The sequence below is a fragment of the Pseudomonas sp. S2_F07 genome, assembly GCF_054668325.1.
The window spans coordinates 5,695,218-5,713,245 of record NZ_CP162758.1 but is presented as its reverse complement, the minus strand read 5'-3'; the positions used below and the strand labels follow the sequence as shown (position 1 = coordinate 5,713,245).

Sequence of the window (18,028 nt, the reverse complement as noted above, 5' to 3'; positions counted from 1 at the left end):
GGTTATTTCTTCAATCCGGCAATGCACGGCGAGACAAACAGCTCGCCACGCCAGGCGCCCAGCACCGTGCGCTTGCCGACGATCAGCCACATCACCGCCAGCAATGCCACCAGCACACAGCCAAAGACACCGAAGAATGTCAGGTTCAAGGTACTGGCCAGCTTCAACGTCGCCAGAGAATAGACGCCCAACGGGAAAGTGAAACCCCACCAGCCGAGATTGAAAGGAATGCCGGCCCGCAGGTAGCGCACAGTGATCAGCAACGCCATCAGCATCCACCACAGACCGAAGCCCCACAGGGTGATGCCGGCCACCAGACCCAATCCAGAGGCAATCTCACCGACTCCCTGCATACCGTTGGCCGCGAAAATCAGCGGTGCATCGCCACCCAGTACCAGCATGCCCAGCGCACCGGTGCCGATCGGGCCAAGGGCCAGCCAGCTCGAGGCGGCCATGTTTTCGTGGGGCAGTTTATGCAAAGCCATGCGCAGCATCAGAATGGTCAGGATGCTGAAGGCTACCGGCAGGGAAAAAGCCCAGAGCACGTAGCTGGTCACCAGCACCACCAGTTGCGAATGAGCGTCGGCCAAGTGCGGCGCCAACAACCCCCCGCTGACGGCCGCCACTTCAGCCGCGACCACCGGCAACAACCAGACTGCCGTCATCTGGTCGATGCTGTGCTCCTGACGGGTGAACATCATGTAGGGAATCAGCACGCCACAGGCCAGCGACATCGCCACATCCAGCCACCACAGCACCTCGGCGAGGTGAATCACCCCTTCGCCCCAGCGCGGCAGGCCAAACACCAGGAAGCCATTGATGATGGTCGCCAGGCCCATGGGAATGGTGCCGAAAAACATCGAAACCGTGGAGTGGCCGAAAATACGTCGCGCTTCGTCGAAAAACAGCACCCAACGCGCCGTGTATAGCGCGGTAAACAGCAGGAACAGAGCGATATTGAACAGCCAGAGGGCTTCGGCAAAGGCGTGCAAGGCAGGTGTGGCGACCGGCAATTGCGCCAGTGCCAACGCCAGCACGCCGGTGCCCATAGTGGCCGCGAACCAGTTGGGGGTGAACTGGCGGATCACCTCGCGGGGATGCTGCAAGTGACTGAAAGGTTTGATTCCGGGCTTGGTGCTATTGGCGCATGTCATGGCGAACTCCTGTCCTCTCGTGAGGTAGAGCCCATGTTAGATCCGAATAGAATATCTATATAACGGGTAATATCTCTATATCTTATCGATATTACCTATATTGTCAGACACTCCCTTCCGATTCGATCACCAATATCCGGGCCGGTCCTAGCGGATGTGCCACATGCTCAGTGCCAACCGAGGCATGGAAAATGTCACCGACCTCCAGCAAGGCCTCCCGCTCCAGCCCCTCTTCGCGATAACGCATCCGCACCTGGCCATCGAGCACCACGAACACTTCCTCGCCATCGTTGACGTGCCACTTGTAGGGTTGATCAGTCCAGTGCAGGCGCGTGGTGATACCGTTCATGCTGGCGATGTCCAGCGCGGCCCAGGCACGCTCGCCAGTGAACGATTTGCTGCGGATGATCTTCATGGTCCGATCCTTCGAGTGAGCTGAGTGGGTGCCAAGGCTAACTCAATTTTACCGGTTGGCCTCGCAGGCCCTGGCCGAACGTGATCGCAGTAAACCCGCCATTGCACTGAGGGCCAGCACCATCAGCACCGCACCATAGCCATCGGTGGTTGCCACCAGACCAAAGGTCCGCGCCAGGTTCCCGGCCAGCAGCGCCGGCAGGCAAAACGCCAGATAACTCAGCACGTAATACGCCGACATCAACCCGGCGCGCTCATGGGGCAAGGCCAGCGGCACCAGACTGCGCACCGCTCCGAGGAAACCGGCGCCGAAGCCACAACCGGCGACCAGCGTGCCGAGGAAAAACAGCGGCAAACTGGCGCTGTGCACGCCCAGTAGAATCAGTGCGACGCCCGTCGGCAGCGAACAGGCACCCAATTGCAGCGCCTTGGTCGCCGCCTGATTGCGTAGTGTGTAAATCATCAGGGCACCGGTCACCGTCAATGCGGCGACGGTCGCCCCGCCAATCAGGTTCGACGTTGAACCGGTTGCCGTGCGCACCAATGAAGGTGCCAGCGACGCGTAAAAACCGCCGAGCGCCCAGGTCGCCGTGTTAAGCGGTAAAACACGCCATAACGTCGCACGCGCCTGGACCGGCACATGCAGGGTCGGTCGCAATGATGCCCAAGCCCCGGACTGGCGCGTGACGCTCTCCGGCAAACGCCAGACCCATACAGCCTGCATCACGAACAGGACAAGTAGCAGCCAATAGGTCAGGTGTAACGGCGCCGGAGCAAATTCGGCCAGCAAACCGCAGCCCATTCCACCCAGAGCCATGCCGATCAAGGGCGCGACGCTATTGACCAGTGGGCCATGCTGGCGATCGGTGTCCAGCAAGGTTGCACTCAACACGGCAGTTGCCATGCCGGTGGCAAACCCCTGCAGGACCCGGGCACTGATCAGCCACGCAACGCTGTCGGCGTAGATAAACAGCAACATCGCCAGGGTGTTCAGCAGCACCGCCGTAAAGATCACCGGTTTGCGTCCCAGGTAATCCGACATCGAGCCGACCGTCAGCAACGCCGCCAACAGGCTGAGGGCGTAAACGCCGAAAATAAGGGTCAGGGTCGCGGCCGAAAACTGCATCTGCTCCTGATACAGGTGATAAAGCGGTGTCGGCGCAGTGGAAGCCGCCAGGAAGCTAAGCAAGGTAATTGCCAGAAACCACAGGCTGGCGCGATTTGAAGAAGAACCGGGCATGGACACACTCCACAAAAGCTAATTATTTGCTTTTGCGGAGTGTGCTACTGGATCTCTCTTAAAGCAAATTCTTTGTGTTAAGGTCCGATGCATGGCTTTCAGGACCGGGTGCCTGCCGCAAGACCCGGTGCAATACAGGAAACACAAGATGACCGCTCCCACATTACGCCCCGGCGGCCGCAGCGCCCGGGTACAAGAGTCGATTCATTCGGCCGTGCGCCAACTCCTTGAGGAGCAGGACCGCGCCAGCGTGACGGTGCCGCAAATTGCGGCGCGCGCGGGTGTCACACCGTCCACCATCTATCGACGCTGGGGCGATGTGTCGGCGCTGCTGGCCGACGTCGCCCTCGCCCGCATGCAGCCCGACAACGAGCCGGCCAACACCGGCAGCCTGCACGGCGACGTGCGGGCCTGGGCCGAGCAGTACCTGGACGAGATGAGCTCCGAACCTGGCCGCAACATGCTGTACGACGTGCAGGCGGCGTTGAAGCCAAGTTATTGCGCGACCATCATTGGCGGGCAACTGCAGACGATTCTGGATCGCTATCCGGATCAGCCCAAGCCCAGTGTCGATCGCCTGATCAACCTGATCGCGGCGCCGACGGTGTTTCGCATACTGTTTGCCGAGGCGCCGCTTGAGGTTGAGCAATTGCACCGATTAATCGAGATCGCGTTGAATCAGTGAAACCCATTCGCAAGCAGGCTCGCTCCCACAGGGAATGTGTGCGGCAGGCCAATTGTGGGAGCGAGCCTGCTCGCGATGGGGCCGGTCCAGACACTGAAAATCCTCCTGCGACACCCCGCCACGCCACGACCTTGGTCGACACTGACTAACGCTGGCGGTCGTGCGAGACTGTCTGTCCGGGCGGGAGGTCCGGATGTCTTTTGTCTGGAGTCCCCATGTCGCTGTCCACCGGGCTGATTGCCGTCGTCGCCCTGGCCTATATGGCCATCATGTTCGCTATCGCCTTCTATGGCGACCGTCGCAGCGCGCCCTTGCCGCCGCGTGTGCGCGCCTGGGTGTACAGCCTGTCGCTGGCGGTCTACTGCACCAGCTGGACCTTCTTCGGTGCCGTGGGCCAGGCCGCCGAACAGCTCTGGTCGTTCCTGCCGATCTACCTCGGGCCGATCCTGTTGCTGGTCGGCGCGCCGTGGGTCCTGCAAAAAATGGTGATGATCAGCAAACAGGAAAACATCACCTCGATCGCCGACTTCATCGCCGCACGCTATGGCAAATCCCAGTCGCTGGCGGTGGTGGTGGCGCTGATTTGCCTGGTCGGTGTGTTGCCCTACATCGCACTGCAGCTCAAAGGCATCGTGCTCGGCGTGAACCTGCTGATCGGCGCCGGTGCCGACGCCATGGGCACCCGCGCCCAGGACACCGCGCTGATCGTATCGCTGGTGCTGGCGCTGTTCACCATCGTCTTCGGCACCCGCAACCTCGACGCCACGGAGCACCACCGCGGCATGGTGCTTGCGATTGCCTTCGAATCATTGGTGAAGCTGTTCGCGTTCCTCGCTGTCGGCGCCTTCGTGACCTACGGCCTGTACGACGGATTCGACGACCTGTTCGACCAGGCCATGCTCGCGCCGCGCCTGGAGCAGTACTGGAAGGAAACCATCAACTGGCCGTCGATGGTGGTGCAGACCGGTGTGGCGATGATGGCGATTATTTGCCTGCCACGGCAGTTCCACGTGACCGTTGTCGAGAACATCGACCCTCAGGATCTGCGCCTGGCCAAGTGGGTGTTCCCGGCCTACCTCGCCCTCGCCGCCTTGTTTGTCGTGCCGATCGCCCTGGCCGGCCAGATGATGCTGCCCAGCTCGGTGCTGCCGGACTCGTTCGTCATCAGCCTGCCCCTGGCCCAGGCGCATCCGGCGCTGGCCCTGCTGGCGTTTATCGGTGGCGCATCGGCGGCCACCGGCATGGTGATCGTGGCCAGCGTGGCGCTGTCAACCATGGTCTCCAACGACATGCTGCTGCCCTGGCTGCTGCGGCGCAACAACGCCGAGCGCCCGTTCGAAGTGTTCCGCCAGTGGATGCTGTCGGTGCGCCGCGTCAGCATCGTGGTGATTCTGCTGCTGGCCTACGTCAGTTATCGCCTGCTGGGCTCGACCGCCAGCCTGGCGACCATCGGCCAGATCGCCTTCGCCGCCGTGACCCAACTGGCCCCCGCCATGCTCGGTGCGCTGTACTGGAAACAGGCCAACCGCCGCGGCGTTTTCGCCGGCCTCGCCGCAGGCACCTTCCTGTGGTTCTACACCTTGGTCCTGCCGATTGCCGCCCTCAGCCTCGGCCTGTCCTTAAGCACCTTCCCGGGGCTGGCCTGGTTGCACAGCAACCCACTGAACTTGCCGATCACCCCGCTGACCCAGGGCGTGGTGCTGTCGCTGGCAGGCAACTTCACGCTGTTCGCCTGGGTTTCGGTACTGTCGCGCACCCGTGTGTCCGAGCACTGGCAGGCGGGCCGCTTCATCGGCCAGGAAATCAGCGCCCGCCCCAGCGCACGTTCGATGCTGGCGGTGCAGATCGACGACCTGCTACAACTGGCGGCGCGCTTCGTCGGCGAAGAACGTGCCCGTCAAAGCTTCATCCGTTTTGCCTATCGCCAGGGCAAGGGCTTCAACCCGAACCAGAACGCTGACAATGAATGGATCGCCCATACCGAACGCTTGTTGGCCGGTGTGCTCGGCGCTTCCTCGACCCGCGCGGTGGTAAAAGCCGCCATTGAAGGCCGCGAGATGCAACTGGAGGACGTCGTGCGCATCGCCGACGAAGCCTCGGAGGTGCTGCAGTTCAACCGTGCCTTGCTGCAAGGCGCGATCGAGAACATCACCCAGGGCATCAGCGTGGTCGACCAGTCACTGAAACTGGTGGCCTGGAACCGTCGATACCTGGATTTGTTCAACTACCCGGATGGCCTGATCAGAGTTGGCCGGCCCATCGCCGACATCATTCGCCACAATGCCGAGCGCGGCCTGTGCGGCCCGGGCGAAGCCGAAGTGCACGTCGCGCGTCGCCTGCACTGGATGCGCCAGGGCCGCGCGCACACCTCCGAGCGCCTGTTCCCCAACGGCCGGGTGATCGAGCTGATCGGCAACCCGATGCCGGGCGGTGGATTCGTCATGAGCTTCACCGACATCACCGCGTTCCGCGAAGCCGAGCAAGCGCTGACCGAAGCCAACGAAGGGCTGGAGCGACGGGTCACCGAACGGACCCACGAATTGTCACAACTCAACATTGCCCTGACCGAGGCCAAGGGCACCGCCGAGGCCGCCAACCAGTCCAAGACCCGTTTCCTCGCGGCCGTCAGCCATGACTTGATGCAACCCTTGAATGCGGCGCGGCTGTTCTCCGCCGCCCTCTCCCATCAGGGCGATAGTCTGTCTGGCGAAGCACAGAAACTGGTCGAGCACCTGGACAGTTCGCTGCGCTCGGCCGAGGACTTGATCAGCGACCTGCTGGACATTTCCCGCCTGGAAAACGGCAAGATCAACCCCAATCGCCAGCCATTCGCCCTCAACGAACTGTTCGATACCCTCGGTACAGAGTTCAAGGCGCTGGCGCGAGAACAAAAACTGGAGTTCCGGGTTCGCGCCAGCACGTTGCGGGTCGACAGCGACATCAAACTGCTGCGGCGGATCTTGCAGAACTTCCTGACTAACGCTTTCCGCTACGGCAAAGGGCCGGTGCTGCTGGGGGTTCGCCGACACAAGGAGCAACTGAGCCTGGAAGTCTGGGACCGTGGGCCAGGCATCCCGGAAGATAAGCTGCAGGTGATTTTCGAAGAGTTCAAGCGCCTCGACAGCCACCAGACCCAGGCCGAAAAAGGCCTCGGCCTGGGGCTGGCGATTGCCGACGGGCTATGTCGCGTGCTCGGTCATACCTTGCGCGTACGCTCCTGGCCAGGACGCGGTAGCGTGTTCAGCGTCAGCGTGCCGCTGGCCCGAGCGCAAACCGCAGCGCCGCTCAAGGTCGCCGAGCTCAACGGCAAGTTGCTCAATGGCGCGCAGGTGCTGTGTATCGACAACGAGGACAGCATCCTGATCGGCATGAACAGCCTGCTCAGCCGCTGGGGTTGCCAGGTCTGGACCGCGCGCAATCGCGAGGAATGTGCCGTGTTGCTTGGCGAAGGCATGCGTCCGCAATTGGCCCTGGTGGATTACCACCTCGATCATGGCGAGACCGGAACCGATTTGATGGCCTGGTTGCGCACGCAGATGGGCGAGCCGGTTCCGGGGGTGGTGATCAGCGCCGATGGCCGGCCGGAGACGGTCGACCTGGTGCATGCCGCAGGGCTGGATTACCTGGCCAAACCGGTGAAGCCGGCGGCGTTGCGCGCGTTGTTGAGCCGGTACATACCGTTGTAGCGAGGATCAGCTCGCCACAATGGTTAATGTTTCGCTGCCGGTTTATTCCGGCAACTCGACCAACCCATCGACATCGGTCATCGCCCGCTCCAGCAAATCCGCCGGCAAGCTCTTGCTCGCCCGCGCGCCCAACAGCTTGAGCTGTTCACTGCGGCTGACCAGGTTGCCGCGTCCCTCTGTCAGCTTGTTGCGTGCCGAACTGTAGGCCTTGTCCAGTTGCTGCAAGCGATTGCCGACCTCGTCCAGATCCTGGATAAACAGCACGAACTTGTCGTACAGCCACCCGGCCCGCTCGGCGATTTCCCGGGCATTCTGGCTCTGGCGCTCCTGCTTCCACAGGCTGTCGATGACCCGCAGGGTCGCCAGCAAGGTGGTCGGGCTGACGATCACGATGTTGCGGTCGAACGCCTCCTGGAACAGCGTCGGTTCAGCCTGCAGCGCGGCCGAAAACGCCGCCTCGATCGGCACGAAGAGCAACACGAAATCCAGGCTGTGCAAGCCATCGAGGCGCTTGTAATCCTTGCCGGCCAGGCCTTTGACGTGATTGCGCAACGACAGCACGTGCTGCTTGATCGCGATCTGGCCGATAGCCTCGTCTTCAGCCGCGACGTATTGCTGATAGGCCGTCAGGCTGACTTTGGAGTCGACCACCACCTGCTTGTCGCCCGGCAGATAAATGATCACGTCCGGCTGGAAGCGCTCGCCGTCCGGTCCCTTGAGATTGACCTGAGTCTGGTACTCGCGGCCCTTCTCCAGCCCCGCATGCTCGAGCACGCGCTCAAGAATCAGCTCGCCCCAATTGCCCTGGGTCTTCTGCCCTTTCAAGGCGCGAGTCAGGTTGGTGGCCTCATCGCTCAGGCGCAAATTCAGCTGTTGCAGGCGCTCCAACTCCTTGGCCAGGGAGAAACGCTCACGGGCCTCGTTCTGATAGCTTTCCTCGACACGTTTTTCGAAGGACTGGATGCGTTCCTTGAGCGGATCGAGCAACTGCCCCAGGCGCTGCTGGCTGGTCTCGGCAAAGCGCTGCTCGCGCTCATCGAAAATTTTCCCCGCCAGCTCGGCGAATTGCGCGCGCAACTCGTCCCGCGAACCTTGCAGATCGTTGAGGCGCTGCTGATGACTGTCCTGTTGCTCGCGCAATTCGGCGTTGAGCGACGCGGCCTGGGCGTCCAGGCGGCGCAACTCGGCTTCTTTGCCGGCGCGTTCGATATTCCACGCATGGGCGGCGTCCCGGGCGTCGTCGCGCTCGATCTGCAACAGCTCGACTTCACGACGCAGCGCAGCCAGATCAGCCTGTTTGGCGGCGTTGGCCTGGGTCAGATCAGCCGCTTCATCGCGGCTGGACTCGAGCTGGGCGTTCAATCCGTCCTGCGCCAGTTGCGCCATGGCCAGGCGTTCTTGCAGCAGCGCGACATCGGCTTGCGTGGTGCTGGCCCGACGTTGCAGTTGCCAGGCCAATACCAGCAACGGCAACCCAGCCCCTGCCAGACCCAGCAATAAGCTGGTCAAGTCCATTGCCATAGCCACTCCTGCCATTCGGATAAAGCCTGAAGGTTAACCAAGAGGTCCGGTCTTGGACAGCTCAGTCTTCGATCAGCCCCAGTTCCTGTTGCGCGCGGTGATCACCCGCCCGAGCGGCCTGGCGCAACAGGTCCTGACCGATCCGGCGGTCCCGGGCATTCCCGCATTCGCGACACATCAACTGGCCAAGGCGACTTTGCGCCGCCACCACACCTTCACGGGCCGGTTGCTTGAGCAAACGTCCGGCGATGTGTTTGACGTTACGGTTTTCGCCCAGATGCGGACTGTCCAACAGCCACTCCGCCACACGCATGGAAAAGCGCTTGGCAGGGGCAACAGAAGGCGGTGTGGAGGAAGAGGAAACAGAGGCCGAGCGAAACTTCATAAAGCACTGTGGGGCAGATCAGAAGGCGCGCAACTTTACTCTCTTTTTCTTACAGGTAAAGCTGAAAATATCCCGGCACGCCCGTCCTAGAGCAAGCGCTCGGGACAATCCACAGAAGCTGTGGATAACTCAGTGGACAACCGCCCTCGAACTCTCTCAAAGCCCTGTGGAATGGGGCTCGCAGTCAAACTGACGATTTTTTCACCAGTAAAAAAAAGCGATGTTTTTCATTGACTTAAATTTTGGTTACAGGCAGCCATTACGCTTGAACGTGAGATGACAGCGGGGTGACAGACCGCGCAACTAATGTGCACAAGTGCCTTTGCGATGGTTATATCGACGCCCTTTTTCGGCGCATTTTTTTGTCGTGCCTGGGGACAAACCCTGGCAAACCCGGTTTCCAGACGGCTGCGCCGCTTCAAACGTCGATGACCGGCGGTCGGATTCTGTCTCGAAACAGGGCGTATCAATCCCGGACCGTGCAGCTTTATCTGCGCCTCCACAAGGAGAAACAGCCCGATCAGGCACCCGCCGGGAAATTCTTTTCACTATCACACTTCCCTTGGCCAGTTCAATCCGTTAGTATCTGCGGCGTTAGTACCAAGCTGAAAGTCAATTCTGGTCGAACAAATCCCCCCGGTCAGCCTTCCCAACGGAAGCCTCCACCGAACAAGCGGGATCGACCACCTCGATGGTTTCCAGGTAAATCTTGCGCCAACACAACCTTTGAATCGAAAGCAAAGGGTGTTGCTCCGCCTGCCTACTCTGCTCGAACCAACCTGCAAATTGATCAGGATCTTCACCCCGGGCCCAGAACCTTTGCCCTTGATGTGTTGCCTGCCCTCCTAAGTACCTACCTGCCAGCCCAAGCGCGCCAACTTATCAGCGCTTCAAACTGGCTGCTTTGTTCCAGTCGGGTTCTTCGTTCGATCAATGGTGATCGACGTTACTGGAACGTTTTAACGTTGCACGGTTCTTATCCGTGTCATTTGTAGGAACACCCAATAATGTCTACTCAAATCCACACTCAGGATGCCATTCGCACCCTAACCAACGCTTTTGCACCAATGAACTGCCTGATCATGGCCGCTCGCAAAGGCTGCTTCAGCTTCACCCTGGTCAACGAACACGGTATCGCTCGTCACAGCGAACGCCTGTACCCCGATCAATACTCCAGCGCCGAGCCGCTGCAGGCCGTGATCGAGCGTACCCGTCAGGCACTGGTTGCCTGAAACGCCAGACAGGCTGAAAAACCCAAAAGCCCTGCCCGAAAAGCGGGGCTTTTTATTGCCCGATATTTCCTTGCCATCGAATCACGACTAAGCACGATCCGATATAAGGGTTATAACTGGTCGCTGGAAATATTTTAAAAACAGGCCTTTACAGCGCGAATATGACACTACACTTCAACTCAAGCGGCTTGACCCGCTTGCGGCGAGCCTGAGCCGATCCACTGCTGCCAAGCCCCTTTCAGGTATCGCCGTCCATTTCAGGTTTCGAGGGTTTTATGGGTATCGCTGCCAGCGAACTGTGCCGTTATGTGATTCGTCCGACCTTGATCTACCTCGGACGCCATAGCGCTACTGCCGAATCCTTGCTGCTGGGCATTGCCGCCAGCCAGTCCGCCCTTGGTTCCGCCCTGCATGACCGCCGTGGGCACGGCCTGTACCGCATTGCCGAGCCCCGCCACCAAGCCCTATGGGATCACTACCTGGCCCTTGATCCGGACCGTGCAAGCCTGGTCCGCGGCCTGGCCAGCCAGCATGCGTTTCTCAGTGGCCCGCACCTCGAATTGACCGTCAACCTGCGTTACGCCACAGCCATCGCCTGGCTGCTGGTGGAAGAACAGAACACCCCCCTCCCCGCCCCTGATGATTTGTTGGGTATGGCCAGGATCTGGCGCCAGACATTTCAGCCCCAGGGACGCCTGCGTGATTTCACCAGCGCTTGGCAAACCTGTGTTTCACCGTTGAATCAGGTAGCCTGCTGACACACCTGGATCCAAAGATCGCGCAACACGCCGCGAATCTGGTCGGATTGTCCTACAAAACCGCTCTAAATCAAGGCATACAGCCTATGGCGCCGGAACGAAAATGTTGGTAATTTTCGCCCCGGTGATCACCAGGAGTTCTAATAATGAAAAAAGTAATGCTCAAAACCACCATCAGTCTCGCCGTTGCCATGGCATCCACCCAGATCTTTGCAAGTGGCTTTGCCATCAACGAACAAAGCATCAGCGGGATGGGTACAGGTTTTGCCGGGCGATCTTCCTCTGCCGATGACGCAAGCACCATTTTTGGCAACCCTGCCGGCATGTCGCGCATCAAGCGCGAACAAGTCACCGGCGGTATTGCGATGCTCGACGCACACACTGACATCAGCCACGCAAGCTCCAGCCCGAACGGCGGCAGCAACGACGGCGACATGGTTCCGTTCATCGCCGTCCCTATGGGCTACTACGTCAAGCCAATCGACGACAAGTGGGCCTTCGGTGTGGGCGTATACGCACCATTCGGTCTGGTAACCGACTACGAAAACGGCTTTGCCGGCCGCTATTTCGGCAGCAAGAGCGAAGTCAAGATCGTCACCCTGCAACCGACGGTCAGCTACGCCTTCAACGACAAGGTTTCCATCGGTTTTGGCCCAACCATCAACCGCATCGACGGCACCCTGGAATCGAACCTGTCGATCACCCAGTCCCAGCCCGATGGCAAGGTCAAGATCAAGGGGGACGACACCGCGCTGGGCTACAACATCGGCGTGCTGGTGCAAGCCACCGACAGCACTCGCGTCGGCCTGACCTACCACTCGAAAGTGAAGTACAAGCTCGACGGTGACACCAAGGTCAACTACAACGTGCTGGGCCTGATCGGCCAGAACCCAAGCCAGAAATACGACGCTTCGCTGGACCTGACCACACCTGAATCGGTGGACTTCTCGGTCACTCACCAGCTCGACGACAAGTGGACTCTTTACGCAGGCAGCACCTGGACCCGCTGGAGCCGCCTGAAAGAAATCACCGTTGAAAACAAAGGCGTTCCGGCTGTTCTGAACGGCCAGTTCGGCACCATCACTGAAGAACAGAACTGGCACGACACCTGGGCTCACGCCATCGGCGCGTCCTACCAGTTGAACAAGCAATGGGTACTGCGTACCGGTCTGTCCATTGACCAGGCACCGACCAACAACGTCGACCGCTCCCCACGCATCCCGACTGGCGATCGCAAGATTTTCAGCGTGGGCGCCGGCTGGAGCCCGACCGACGACCTGACCATCGACCTGGCGTATTCGTACCTGCGCGAAGAGTCGGTCAAGGTCAACAACAGCAACGACCGTGGCCAGACCTACAACGCCAAGTATGAAAACTACGCGAACGGTTTCGGTCTCGGTGCGACCTACCGCTTCTGATGATTCCCGGCGAGCCTGAACGCTCGCCAACGGAATCAAAAAAGCCCCGCTCTCTTCACAGAGGCGGGGCTTTTCAGTGGGTGCAAATCAAGGTTGTGAAGCCAGGGCTTGCTCCACCGCCGCAATGAACTCGGGATCATCGGGCTTGGTCAGGCTGGAAAAGCTGGCGATCACCTTACCCTTGCGATCGACCACGTATTTGTAGAAATTCCATTTTGGCGCACTGCTTTGTTCGGCCAGCACCTTGAACAGATGGGTTGCGTCGGCGCCACGTACCGGCTGCGGCTCGGTCATAGTGAAAGTCACGCCATAGTTGACGTAACAAACCTTGGCGGTCTCGGCACCGTCCCCGGACTCCTGCTTGAAGTCATTGGACGGAACACCCAGTACTTCCAGCCCCTGCCCTTTGTAACGCTGATTCAGCGCCTCAAGACTCTTGAACTGCGGGGCGAAACCGCAGAAGCTCGCAGTATTGACCACCACCAGCGGCTTACCTTCATACCGTTGGCACAGGTCGATGGATTCCTTGGCGCGCAGCTTTTGCAGTGATCCTTGCAACAGTTCCGGGCACTCGGCCGCGCAGGCCAGTCCGGTAAACGTCACCAGCAACGCGGGGACTGCAATCCAGCGCATCAGCATGTCGGTGCATCCTTGATAACTCGTCAAAAGTGACGTTACTCGCCCTCGCCGCTCACTAGCAAGCACCCATGCCCAACTGCATCAGCGCCAGTCCGCCTTGATGCCAGCCCCACCACGACAATGCCAGCAATAAGGCGCAGACGGCGGCTACGGCGATCCGCGGCCAAAGACTGTTCATATCGCACTCATTTGTGATTGCAGACGCTCTACCGGCCGCTCACGCACCGGCCAGTTGAGGGCAGCGGCCAACAGGCTCAAGAGAATTGCCACTTGCCAGATCAAGTCATAACTCCCGGTTCGGTCATACACCACCCCGCCCAACCAGCCACCCAGAAACGAACCGAGCTGGTGAAACAGGAAAACAATCCCGCCGAGCATGGACAGATTTCGCACACCAAACAAGGTCGCCACCGTGCCGTTGGTCAACGGCACCGTCGACAGCCACAGAAAGCCCATGGCCATGCCGAACAGGTAGGCCGTGGTGGTCGTCACCGGCGCCCACAGGAACAAGGCAATGACCACCGCCCGCAGCAAGTACAGACCGGTGAGCAACCGCGGCTTGGACATGCGCCCGCCGAGCCATCCGGCGGTATAGGTGCCGAAAATGTTGAACAGCCCGATCAGCGCCAGCACCGTGGTGCCGACCGTCGCCGGAAGATGTTGATCCACCAGATAGGCCGGCAAGTGCACGCCGATGAACACCACTTGGAATCCGCACACAAAAAAGCCGAACGCCAGGAGCCAGAATCCGGAATGGGAGCAGGCCTCACGCAGCGCTTCGCCAAGGGTCTGTTCGTGGCCCATGACGGGCAGCGGCTTGTCCTTGAGCATGCCCACCAGCGGCACGATCAACGCCACCAGCAAGCCCAGCACCAGCAGCGCCGCGGACCAGCCAAGCCATCCGATCAGACCGAGTGTGCCGGGCAACATCGCGAACTGGCCGAACGAACCGGCCGCACTGGCGATCCCCATGCCCATGCTGCGTTTTTCCGGCGGCACCGCACGGCCGACCACGCCGAGGATCACCGAGAACGATGTACCAGACAGTCCGATACCGATCAGCAGGCCGGCGCTCAGTGACAGGGTCATCGCCGAGTCGGAGAGCCCCATGCAAATCAGCCCGGCCGCGTACAGGACGCCACCGATCAGCACCACTTTCGCCGCGCCGAAGCGGTCGGCCAGGGCGCCGGTGAACGGCTGAGCGAGGCCCCAGATCAGGTTCTGCAGGGCGATAGCGAAGGCAAAGACTTCACGCCCCCAACCGAACTCGGAGCTCATCGGCGCCAGAAACAGCCCGAAGCCATGGCGGACACCCAGCGACAACGCAAGGATCAGCGCACTCCCCAACAGAACCCAGCCGCATGTACGCCACATCGATGTCATTGTTGTTCTCCGGTAGCGGGTATATACCCGCTTATGATCGAAAAAACCGGCATCATGCCAGTTCATCCAACAGCTTCAATAAGGTTTCGCGCTTCTCGGCACCCAGGCGATCGATCAAACGTTGCTGCGCGGCTTCCCAGGCCGGCAAGGCAGCCTTGAGACGCTCTGCCCCGGCCTCGGTCAGCAGGACGATGCGGTTGCGCATGTCCTCGCCCTCGACCAGCGTCACCAGGCCATCACCCTCCAGCACCCGCAAATTACGCCCCAGGGTACTGCGATCCAGGCCCATGGCCTCGGCCAGGGTCGAAATGCTCGGCTGATCCAGACGCTGCAGATTGCACAGCAAAGAATACTGCGCAACGTTGATCCCGAAGCCATCGAGAGCGCCGTCGTAGTGCCTGCTGACGCCACGGGCGGCGCGACGCAGGTTGATGCATAAACATTGGGAATCGAGCATGGTGCGTGTATATACCCGCGAGTCGGTTAAATCAAGTTACAGAGCTGGAATAACAGTTAAAACAGCGCCAAGCCTACCAGCACTGCAACTTCCAGCAACTCCAGCATCGCACCCGCCGTGTCCCCCGTCGTGCCGCCCAGGCGCCGCAGCATCACCTGGCGCAGCCAGACAAAACCAATAACCGCCAACACCACAACCACCACACCACTCAAACCGACGATCAACACACAGGCTAGTGCGCTGACCGCCAGCACCTGCTTGCCCGCCGAACGCGGAAGATGATCGGACAATGCCTGGCCCAGGCCACCGGCACGCACGTACGGCGTGGTCAGGAACAAGCCGAGCAATGCACTGCGACCGATCAACGGCACAATGATCAATGCCAGTGAATGCGGCTGTTCGATCAGCGCCAGCAGTGCGGTGAATTTGAGCAGCAACACCAGCACCAGCGTCACCACGGCGATCGGCCCGCTGCGCGGGTCTTTCATGATGGTCAACGTGCGCTCACGATCGCCAAAACCACCGAGCCAGGCGTCGGCGCTGTCCGCCAGGCCATCCAGGTGCAGGCCGCCGCTGAGCAGCACCCAAAGGCTCAGCAACAACGCCGCGTGCAGCAACGTCGGCGTGCCGAGCAACAGCCAGTTGACTGCCCACAGAATGGCGCCAAAGAGCAATCCCACCAGCGGATAAAACAGCAGCGACCGCCCCAGATCCCGGGACTCTGGCATGCCGGGCAGGCGAATCGGCAGGCTGCTGAGAAATTGCAGGGCGATCCAGAATGGCAGCATGGTCAGAGCACTTCCTTCAACACGCCCGCAGGCTCCACCGTCAGCGAAAACAGCGCACCATGCCCGACCTCAACGTTGAGCAGTTGTTCCCGCGGCAGCCCGCGCGCTTGTGCCAGCAACAGACGCATCACACCGCCATGACTGATCAGCAGAATGCGCTCATCGGCACAGTTCGCGTGTAAACGCTCCAGCGCGGCCAGCACCCGAGCCGAAAACTCTGCAACCGGCTCCCCCTGAGGCGGCGTGAACGAATAGGGATCGGCCCAGAACAGACCCAGGGCCTGCGCGTCGGTTTCCATCAACGCCGCCGCGCTCTGCCCTTCCCAGGCGCCGAAATGCAACTCTTGCAGGTTCTTGTCCAACTGCACCGGCACACCCAGTTGCGCAGCGAGTTCCTCGGCAAACAGCGCACAACGCTGCAACGGCGAACTGACCAGCCGATCCCACGGCCCTTGCCCGATCACGGCGGCGCGCATCTGCGCCCAGCCCGTGTCGGTCAACGCATCATCGATGCTGCCGCGCAAGCCGCCGCCGAGTTCGGTTTCACCGTGACGCAACAGATCCACGCGCAAGGTCATGCCGGACGATCTGCCACGGCGGCTTCGGCGAAGGTCGCCATCTGCCCGTGCAGGTCGCACGCCAGGCGCAGCAGCGGCACTGCCAACGCCGCGCCACTGCCTTCGCCCAGCCGCAGGCCGAGATCGAGCAAGGGTTGAGCGTCCAGGGTTTCCAGCACATGACGATGCCCCGGCTCGGCGCCGCGATGGCCGAACAACAACCACTGACGGCAATCAGGATTCAAACGCACAGCAACCAGCGCCGCGACACTGCAAATGAAGCCATCCACCAACACCGCGACACCGTCCTGGGCACAGGCGAGATAGGCACCGACCAGCGCGGCGATCTCAAAACCGCCGAGGTTGAACAGGGTCTGCAAGGCATCGCCACGCTGCGCGCCATGCATTGCCAGGGCGCGCCCGATGACCTGGGCCTTGTGGCTGACACCTTCAGCATTGAGCCCGGTACCAGGCCCGGTCAAATGCACCACCGGGCAATCGAGCAGCGCGCACGCCAGGGCGCTGGCGGCGGTGGTGTTACCGATGCCCATCTCGCCACCGATAAACAACTGCGCACCGCTGGCGATTGCCCGCTGCACGCTGTCACGGCCGGCCTGCAAGGCGAGTTGCCCCTGGGCCTGGGTCATGGCCGGTCCCTGTACAAAATTTGCCGTGCCCGGGCCGACGTTCAGGTGGCGCACCCCCGGCAGGTCCAGCGACGGCGTGACCGTGCCAAGGTCAACCACCTCGAGGGAAGCGCCCAGTTGCCGCGCCAATACGCTGATCGCCGCACCACCGCTGACGAAATTGAGCAGCATCTGCCCGGTCACTTCCTGGGGAAACGCCGACACGCCCTCGGCGACGACGCCGTGGTCACCGGCAAAAATCGCGATCCAAACCTGCTCCAGGCTCGGTTTGACCCGCCCTTGCAAACCCGCCAACTGCACCGCCAACGCTTCCAGCTGGCCGAGGGAGCCGGCCGGCTTGGTCAGTTGCTGTTGCCGCGCCCGGGCCTGTTCGACTACTTGGGTATCGACCGGCTTGCACGGGTTCAGCCACCAGGATTGAGTCATAACGCAGTTCCTTTCAAAGTCAGGGGCAGGCCGGCGACGGTCAGGACGACACGCTGACAACGCTCAGCCAGAGCTTGATGCAGCCAACCGGCTTCATCGACATAGCGGCGAGTCAATTCGCCCAGCGGCACGACACCCATTCCGGTCTCGTTGCTGACAAAAATGATTTCACCCGGCAGCGATGCCAGGCAGTCCAGCAAGGCATCACGCTCGGCTTTCAAGCGCTCGGCATCGTCGAGCATCAGCAGATTGGTCAGCCACAGGGTCAGGCAATCCACCAGCAGACAGTGGTCGACACGGGAGTTTTCACGCAGTACGCGGGCCAGTTCCAGTGGTTCTTCGATCAGTGCCCATTCAGCAGGGCGACGGGCGCGGTGATGAGCGACCCGCTCGTTCATTTCTCCGTCCAGTGGCTGGCTGGTGGCGATATAGGTCACGGCCAGGGCGCTGTCGAGGGCGAGTTTTTCAGCCAGGCGACTCTTGCCGGAGCGGGCGCCGCCGAGGATCAGTTGGAGCATGGTTACATCCTTTCAAATGGGCGGTGTGGCCACTTCAGTCTTCGCGAGCAAGTCGGATCGCCGCACCGCCGCTCCCACAGTTGACCGCGTTCTAATGTGGGAGCGGGCTTGCTCGCGAAG

Annotated in this window: 18 protein-coding genes; 5 read left to right on the top strand and 13 right to left on the bottom strand. The window is 61.0% G+C overall.

Features of this window, described 5'->3' with window-relative positions:
• Positions 1 to 2 precede the first annotated feature (2 nt).
• The 3 genes from AB4O40_RS25945 to AB4O40_RS25935 all read right to left on the bottom strand — a co-directional run bounded on the left by AB4O40_RS25945 (position 3) and on the right by AB4O40_RS25935 (position 2,808).
• Positions 3 to 1,154: a TDT family transporter gene (locus AB4O40_RS25945; RefSeq protein ID WP_460057389.1), complete on the bottom strand. Its 1,152-nt coding sequence runs from the start codon at positions 1,152 to 1,154 to the stop codon at positions 3 to 5.
• Between the two features lie 103 nt (positions 1,155 to 1,257).
• Positions 1,258 to 1,569, bottom strand: coding sequence for a cupin domain-containing protein (locus AB4O40_RS25940; protein WP_056721754.1), 312 nt, complete (start codon positions 1,567 to 1,569; stop codon positions 1,258 to 1,260).
• Between the two features lie 48 nt (positions 1,570 to 1,617).
• Positions 1,618 to 2,808, bottom strand: coding sequence for an MFS transporter (locus AB4O40_RS25935; RefSeq protein ID WP_056721752.1), 1,191 nt, complete (start codon positions 2,806 to 2,808; stop codon positions 1,618 to 1,620).
• A 148-nt stretch (positions 2,809 to 2,956) separates the two neighbouring features.
• On the opposite strand from AB4O40_RS25935, the gene AB4O40_RS25930 reads away from it, so the two are divergent.
• Positions 2,957 to 3,493: a TetR/AcrR family transcriptional regulator gene (locus AB4O40_RS25930; RefSeq protein ID WP_056721750.1), complete on the top strand. Its 537-nt coding sequence runs from the start codon at positions 2,957 to 2,959 to the stop codon at positions 3,491 to 3,493.
• Between the two features lie 215 nt (positions 3,494 to 3,708).
• Positions 3,709 to 7,179, top strand: a complete 3,471-nt coding sequence (locus tag AB4O40_RS25925; protein WP_056721748.1) for a hybrid sensor histidine kinase/response regulator — start codon at positions 3,709 to 3,711, stop codon at positions 7,177 to 7,179.
• Positions 7,180 to 7,221: 42 nt separating this feature from the next.
• On the opposite strand, the gene AB4O40_RS25920 is transcribed toward AB4O40_RS25925, so the two are convergent.
• Positions 7,222 to 8,586: a DNA recombination protein RmuC gene (locus AB4O40_RS25920; RefSeq protein WP_162252406.1), complete on the bottom strand. Its 1,365-nt coding sequence runs from the start codon at positions 8,584 to 8,586 to the stop codon at positions 7,222 to 7,224.
• Positions 8,587 to 8,761: 175 nt separating this feature from the next.
• The gene (locus tag AB4O40_RS25915; protein ID WP_082562890.1) at positions 8,762 to 9,085 is read right to left on the bottom strand and encodes an SEL1-like repeat protein; all 324 of its coding nucleotides are present in this window, start codon (positions 9,083 to 9,085) and stop codon (positions 8,762 to 8,764) included.
• A gap of 1,007 nt (positions 9,086 to 10,092) precedes the next feature.
• Between AB4O40_RS25915 and AB4O40_RS25910 the strand changes: the two genes are divergently transcribed.
• From AB4O40_RS25910 to AB4O40_RS25900, 3 genes are all read left to right on the top strand, one after another.
• On the top strand, positions 10,093 to 10,317 hold the full coding sequence (locus tag AB4O40_RS25910) for a hypothetical protein (RefSeq protein WP_007898912.1): 225 nt from the start codon (positions 10,093 to 10,095) through the stop codon (positions 10,315 to 10,317).
• A gap of 275 nt (positions 10,318 to 10,592) precedes the next feature.
• Positions 10,593 to 11,075: a hypothetical protein gene (locus AB4O40_RS25905; RefSeq protein WP_056721742.1), complete on the top strand. Its 483-nt coding sequence runs from the start codon at positions 10,593 to 10,595 to the stop codon at positions 11,073 to 11,075.
• A 146-nt stretch (positions 11,076 to 11,221) separates the two neighbouring features.
• Entirely contained in the window at positions 11,222 to 12,493 is a 1,272-nt protein-coding gene (locus AB4O40_RS25900) for an OmpP1/FadL family transporter (protein ID WP_056721740.1), read from the top strand.
• A gap of 87 nt (positions 12,494 to 12,580) precedes the next feature.
• On the opposite strand, the gene AB4O40_RS25895 is transcribed toward AB4O40_RS25900, so the two are convergent.
• Genes AB4O40_RS25895 through cobU form a run of 8 tightly spaced genes read right to left on the bottom strand, consistent with a single transcriptional unit; the run spans position 12,581 to position 17,908 of the window.
• The gene (locus AB4O40_RS25895; RefSeq protein WP_460154616.1) at positions 12,581 to 13,132 is read right to left on the bottom strand and encodes a glutathione peroxidase; all 552 of its coding nucleotides are present in this window, start codon (positions 13,130 to 13,132) and stop codon (positions 12,581 to 12,583) included.
• Positions 13,133 to 13,187: 55 nt separating this feature from the next.
• Complete coding sequence (locus tag AB4O40_RS25890; protein ID WP_007977581.1) at positions 13,188 to 13,310, bottom strand: hypothetical protein; 123 nt, start codon at positions 13,308 to 13,310, stop codon at positions 13,188 to 13,190.
• On the bottom strand, positions 13,307 to 14,515 hold the full coding sequence (locus AB4O40_RS25885) for an MFS transporter (protein ID WP_056721736.1): 1,209 nt from the start codon (positions 14,513 to 14,515) through the stop codon (positions 13,307 to 13,309). Before AB4O40_RS25885 ends, AB4O40_RS25890 begins: the two co-directional genes overlap by 4 nt.
• 52 nt (positions 14,516 to 14,567) lie before the next feature.
• Complete coding sequence (locus tag AB4O40_RS25880) at positions 14,568 to 14,972, bottom strand: MarR family winged helix-turn-helix transcriptional regulator (RefSeq protein WP_046037619.1); 405 nt, start codon at positions 14,970 to 14,972, stop codon at positions 14,568 to 14,570.
• Between the two features lie 56 nt (positions 14,973 to 15,028).
• Positions 15,029 to 15,760 carry an adenosylcobinamide-GDP ribazoletransferase gene (locus tag AB4O40_RS25875; protein WP_056721734.1) on the bottom strand — a complete coding sequence of 244 codons (732 nt, stop codon included), beginning with the start codon at positions 15,758 to 15,760 and terminating at the stop codon, positions 15,029 to 15,031.
• Positions 15,761 to 15,762: 2 nt separating this feature from the next.
• On the bottom strand, positions 15,763 to 16,338 hold the full coding sequence (gene cobC / locus AB4O40_RS25870; RefSeq protein ID WP_056721732.1) for an alpha-ribazole phosphatase family protein: 576 nt from the start codon (positions 16,336 to 16,338) through the stop codon (positions 15,763 to 15,765).
• Positions 16,335 to 17,390 (bottom strand): nicotinate-nucleotide--dimethylbenzimidazole phosphoribosyltransferase, encoded by a 1,056-nt coding sequence (cobT, locus tag AB4O40_RS25865; RefSeq protein WP_056721730.1) that lies wholly within the window; start codon positions 17,388 to 17,390, stop codon positions 16,335 to 16,337. Before cobT ends, cobC begins: the two co-directional genes overlap by 4 nt.
• Positions 17,387 to 17,908 carry a bifunctional adenosylcobinamide kinase/adenosylcobinamide-phosphate guanylyltransferase gene (gene cobU, locus AB4O40_RS25860; protein ID WP_056721728.1) on the bottom strand — a complete coding sequence of 174 codons (522 nt, stop codon included), beginning with the start codon at positions 17,906 to 17,908 and terminating at the stop codon, positions 17,387 to 17,389. The genes cobT and cobU overlap by 4 nt, the downstream gene beginning before the upstream one ends.
• Positions 17,909 to 18,028 lie beyond the last annotated feature (120 nt).

Excerpts from the sequence above, each read along its gene's own strand:
- AB4O40_RS25945 (WP_460057389.1), bottom strand. The coding sequence starts at position 1,154 with ATGACATGCGCCAATAGCACCAAGCCCGGAATCAAACCTTTCAGTCAC.
- AB4O40_RS25940 (WP_056721754.1), bottom strand. The coding sequence starts at position 1,569 with ATGAAGATCATCCGCAGCAAATCGTTCACTGGCGAGCGTGCCTGGGCC.
- AB4O40_RS25935 (WP_056721752.1), bottom strand. The coding sequence starts at position 2,808 with ATGCCCGGTTCTTCTTCAAATCGCGCCAGCCTGTGGTTTCTGGCAATT.
- AB4O40_RS25930 (WP_056721750.1), top strand. The coding sequence starts at position 2,957 with ATGACCGCTCCCACATTACGCCCCGGCGGCCGCAGCGCCCGGGTACAA.
- AB4O40_RS25925 (WP_056721748.1), top strand. The coding sequence starts at position 3,709 with ATGTCGCTGTCCACCGGGCTGATTGCCGTCGTCGCCCTGGCCTATATG.
- AB4O40_RS25915 (WP_082562890.1), bottom strand. The coding sequence starts at position 9,085 with ATGAAGTTTCGCTCGGCCTCTGTTTCCTCTTCCTCCACACCGCCTTCT.
- AB4O40_RS25910 (WP_007898912.1), top strand. The coding sequence starts at position 10,093 with ATGTCTACTCAAATCCACACTCAGGATGCCATTCGCACCCTAACCAAC.
- AB4O40_RS25905 (WP_056721742.1), top strand. The coding sequence starts at position 10,593 with ATGGGTATCGCTGCCAGCGAACTGTGCCGTTATGTGATTCGTCCGACC.
- AB4O40_RS25900 (WP_056721740.1), top strand. The coding sequence starts at position 11,222 with ATGAAAAAAGTAATGCTCAAAACCACCATCAGTCTCGCCGTTGCCATG.
- AB4O40_RS25895 (WP_460154616.1), bottom strand. The coding sequence starts at position 13,132 with ATGCTGATGCGCTGGATTGCAGTCCCCGCGTTGCTGGTGACGTTTACC.
- AB4O40_RS25890 (WP_007977581.1), bottom strand. The coding sequence starts at position 13,310 with ATGAACAGTCTTTGGCCGCGGATCGCCGTAGCCGCCGTCTGCGCCTTA.
- AB4O40_RS25885 (WP_056721736.1), bottom strand. The coding sequence starts at position 14,515 with ATGACATCGATGTGGCGTACATGCGGCTGGGTTCTGTTGGGGAGTGCG.
- AB4O40_RS25880 (WP_046037619.1), bottom strand. The coding sequence starts at position 14,972 with ATGCTCGATTCCCAATGTTTATGCATCAACCTGCGTCGCGCCGCCCGT.
- AB4O40_RS25875 (WP_056721734.1), bottom strand. The coding sequence starts at position 15,760 with ATGCTGCCATTCTGGATCGCCCTGCAATTTCTCAGCAGCCTGCCGATT.
- cobC (WP_056721732.1), bottom strand. The coding sequence starts at position 16,338 with ATGACCTTGCGCGTGGATCTGTTGCGTCACGGTGAAACCGAACTCGGC.
- cobT (WP_056721730.1), bottom strand. The coding sequence starts at position 17,390 with ATGACTCAATCCTGGTGGCTGAACCCGTGCAAGCCGGTCGATACCCAA.
- cobU (WP_056721728.1), bottom strand. The coding sequence starts at position 17,908 with ATGCTCCAACTGATCCTCGGCGGCGCCCGCTCCGGCAAGAGTCGCCTG.